The organism is Streptomyces sp. WELS2, assembly GCF_013870595.1.
Classification (GTDB): domain Bacteria; phylum Actinomycetota; class Actinomycetes; order Streptomycetales; family Streptomycetaceae; genus Streptomyces.
The window spans coordinates 1-3,621 of the sequence record NZ_JACBWZ010000646.1 but is presented as its reverse complement, the minus strand read 5'-3'; the positions used below and the strand labels follow the sequence as shown (position 1 = coordinate 3,621).

Here is a 3,621-nt window from a genome sequence, read left to right as displayed (position 1 = left end):
CGGATCCCGCGGACGAGGACTCGGTGCTGCCGGTGTGCGCGGTGCCCCGCTCCGGTCCGCCGCCGTTCACCGGCGGCGGCATGGGGCTGAAACTCATCGCGGCCCGGGAGGCGCTGCTCGGCGGGGCCCGCAGGGTGCTCATCGCCGACGGACGGCGGCCCGACCCGGTGCGCGCGGCACTGGCCGGTCACGCCACCGAGGTGACCCTGCAGCCCGAGGAGGCCCACACATGACCCAGCTCTCTGTATGCACGCCCCTGCCGCCACGGCCCAACGAGTCGTTCGCGGTGGGCCTGTTGCGGCGGATGCTGGAGATCCCCTCGCTGTCGTACGAGGAGAGGCCGCTCGCCGAGTTCCTCGTGCGGAGCATGCGCGAACTCGGCTTCGAGGCCCGGGTCGACGAGGCGGGCAACGCGGTCGGCGAGATCGTGCGCGGCGGTGCCGCGGCCGCCGACGGCCCCACGGTGATGTTGCTGGGCCACATGGACACGGTCCCCGGCGAGGTGCCGGTGCAGGCCCGTGACGGTCTGCTGTACGGGCGGGGGGCGGTGGACGCCAAGGGGCCGCTGGCCGCCATGGTCTGCGCCGCCGCCGCGGCCGACCGCTTCCGCGGCCGGATCGTCGTCGTCGGCGCGGTGGAGGAGGAGACCGCCCTCTCCCGGGGCGCGGCCCACATCGCCCGCACCCACCGGCGGCCGGACGCGCTGGTCATCGGCGAACCGAGCGGCTGGGACACGGCCGTGCTCGGCTACAAGGGCAAGGTCGACCTCCTCTACGAGGTGGAGGTCCCGGCCACGCACGGCAGCAACCCCGAGCCGAAGGCGTCCGAACTGGCCGCCGCCTGCTGGGCGGCGCTGCTGGACCTGCTCGGGCCGGACGCGGGGCACGATTCGTTCGACCTCCCCGGCCCGACCCTGGAGTCGATCACCGGTGACCTGACGTCCGCACGCGTCCGGATCGGCGTGCGCATCCCGCCCGGCTTCGACCACGACGGGCTGGTCGCGCGGCTGTCCGAGCGGCTGCCCCAGGGCCGCCTCTCCGTCGTCAACGCCGTCCGCGCCGTCCGGGTCGGCCGTACGGACCCGGTGGTGCGGGCCCTGTCCCTCGCCATCCGCCGTCAGGGGGTCCGCCCCAGGGCGAAGGTGAAGACGGCGACGTCCGACATGAACACCCTGGCCGAGGGCTGGCGCATCCCCATGGCCACCTACGGCCCGGGAGACAGCAAGCTCGACCACTCCGACGAGGAGCACGTCGTCCTGAGCCACTACCTCAACGCCATCGAAGTGCTGACGGACACGCTCCACGAACTGAGCGACACGCTGCGGCCCGCCGCGCCCGACCCGACCGGACCGAAGCCCACCACCGGGGACGACGATGACTGAACTGACCGACACCGCACCGGCCACCGGTGCCTGGCACGGCGGCCCGCCCGCGGAGCACACCCTCAGGGTGCGTGAACTCATCGTGGAGATGTGCGCTTCGGCGGGCGGCGGCCATCTCGGCGGATCCATGTCCCTGGTCGAGATCCTGGTGACGCTCTACCGGTCCACGCTGCGCGTCGACCCACTGGCGCCGGAGGCCCCCGACCGCGACATCCTGGTGCTCAGCAAGGGGCACGGGGCGATCGGCCTGTACGCGGTGCTCGCCGAGCGCGGCTTCTTCCCCGAAGCGGAGCTGGCCACCTACGGGCAGCCCGACAGCCTCTTCTCCGCGCACCCCAACCCCGCGGTGCCCGGCGTGGAGACACCGACCGGGTCACTGGGGCACGGGCTGCCCCAGGGCGTCGGTTTCGCGCTGGCCGCGCGCCTCGACAACAGCGACCGGCGCTGCTTCGTGGTGCTCGGGGACGGCGAACTCCAGGAGGGGTCGGTGTGGGAGGCCGCCATGGCGGCCGGCTCCCTCGGCCTCGGCGGGCTCGTCGCCGTCGTGGACCGCAACACCCTCCAGATCACCGGTCCCACCGAGGACGCCGTGGGCCTGGAGCCGCTGGCCGACCGCTGGCGCAGCTTCGGCTGGACGGTCCGTGAGGTGGACGGCCACGACATCGCCGCGCTGCGGGCCACGTTCGACGCCATCCCCGCCGACGCGGACCGGCCGACCGTCGTGATCGCCCACACCGTCAAGGGGCGCGGGCTGCCCTACATCGAGGGCCAGACCCGCAGTCACTTCGCCCGGCTCGCCGAGCGCCCGAAGAAGCGGGCGCTGTCCACCCTCCGCGCCGAGTACAGGAAGGCGGCCCAGGCATGACCGGCCCCGTCACCGCACCCGCGGACACCCAGCCGGCCGAGGCACCGGTCCCCTCCAGCCGCGAGGTGTACCGCGACCTCCTGGTGGAGTTCCTCGACGCGGACGAGCGGGTGGTCTGCCTCGACAGCGACACCGGCCTGTTCAACGGCGTCGACTTCGGCAAGGCCGCCGAGCGCTACGTCAATCTGGGCATCGCCGAACAGAACCTGATGGGTGCCGCGGCCGGCCTGGCGCGCTCGGGCCGGATCCCGTACGTCAACACGATGGCGACGTTCGCGACCACGCGGGCCCTGGAGCAGCTGAAGCTGGACATCGCACTCAACAACCTGCCGGTGCGCATCGCCGCCACGCACGGCGGGCTGTCGGCCGGGCACCTCGGCGCCACGCATCACGCGCTGGAGGACCTGGCCGTCACCCGGCTGCTGCCGAACCTGACGGTACTGGTGCCGACGGACGCCGCCACCACCGCCCGACTGCTGCGCCAGGCGCAGGAGCTGCCGGGCCCGGTGTACGTCCGGCTCGGCCGCAACGCCACCCCGGACCTGCCGTACGACGCCCCGCCGGTGGTCCTGGGCAAGGCGCAGCGCCTGCGTGAGGGGGACACCCTGACGTTGGTGGCCACCGGTCCCTACCCCGTCCACCTGGCCCTGGAGGCGGCCTCGGCGCTGGACGCGGCGGGGGTGTCCACGACGGTGCTGAACCTGCACACGATCAAGCCCCTCGACACCGAGGCCCTGGTGGACGCGGCCCGGACCAGCCGGGCCGTGGTGACCGTGGAGGAGCACTGGGTCAGCGGTGGTCTCGGTTCGGCGGTGGCCGAGACGATCGCCGAGCTGGGTCTGCCGGTCCCGGTCCGCCGCATCGGTGTCGGCGACAGGTTCGCCGCCGGCACCGGCGGTCAGACACATCTGCTGGAACGCAACGGCATCACGGCGGAGGCGATCCTCGCCGGCGAGCGTCACCGGCTGCTCCGCCGCCAGCCGCCGGGCGATCCCGGTGCCCACCAGGCCGCTGCCCACGACGAGGACCGGCCCGCTCACGACGCCCCCTGGGAGAACGGCGCCGGCATCCGGTCCGCCAGCAGCCGGCCGGCGCCGATCAGCCCGTGGTCGTCGTCGGCGGCCCCTAGCGACACCATGGCGTCGATCTGCCCGGGACCGAGACCGAAGCAGCCGAGGCGCGCCAACTCGGCGACCAGCAGGCGCCGGTACGGCTCACCGACCGCCAGGGCGAAGCCGCCCATCAGGATGTAGCGGCACACCCCGACCGACGCGAACACCCCGGACACCGCCTGGGCCAGCGGGGTCAGGGTGCCGCGCAGCACCTCCGTGCTGAAGGGGTCGCCCGCGCGGACCGCCGCCGCGATCGCCCGGTT

The 3,621-nt window shown here is 73.9% G+C and carries 3 protein-coding genes and 1 pseudogene; all 4 read left to right on the top strand.

The features are described from left to right. Window positions 1-233, top strand: a pseudogene (locus H5J33_RS27355) (acetylglutamate kinase); the annotation flags it as partial. Continuing rightward, a complete protein-coding gene (locus tag H5J33_RS27350; protein WP_181797510.1) occupies window positions 230-1,381 on the top strand; it encodes a M20/M25/M40 family metallo-hydrolase in 1,152 nt (383 codons plus the stop codon). The pseudogene H5J33_RS27355 and the gene H5J33_RS27350, both read left to right, overlap by 4 nt. Further along, window positions 1,374-2,246, top strand: a complete 873-nt coding sequence (locus tag H5J33_RS27345) for a transketolase (protein ID WP_181797509.1) — start codon at window positions 1,374-1,376, stop codon at window positions 2,244-2,246. The genes H5J33_RS27350 and H5J33_RS27345 overlap by 8 nt, the downstream gene beginning before the upstream one ends. Next, window positions 2,243-3,499, top strand: coding sequence for a transketolase C-terminal domain-containing protein (locus H5J33_RS38435; RefSeq protein ID WP_309485500.1), 1,257 nt, complete (start codon window positions 2,243-2,245; stop codon window positions 3,497-3,499). Before H5J33_RS27345 ends, H5J33_RS38435 begins: the two co-directional genes overlap by 4 nt. Window positions 3,500-3,621: the final 122 nt, after the last annotated feature.

Bases quoted from the DNA above. Each gene is read 5' to 3' on its own strand.
- H5J33_RS27345 (WP_181797509.1), top strand. From the start codon at position 1,374: ATGACTGAACTGACCGACACCGCACCGGCCACCGGTGCCTGGCACGGC.
- H5J33_RS38435 (WP_309485500.1), top strand. From the start codon at position 2,243: ATGACCGGCCCCGTCACCGCACCCGCGGACACCCAGCCGGCCGAGGCA.
- H5J33_RS27350 (WP_181797510.1), top strand. From the start codon at position 230: ATGACCCAGCTCTCTGTATGCACGCCCCTGCCGCCACGGCCCAACGAG.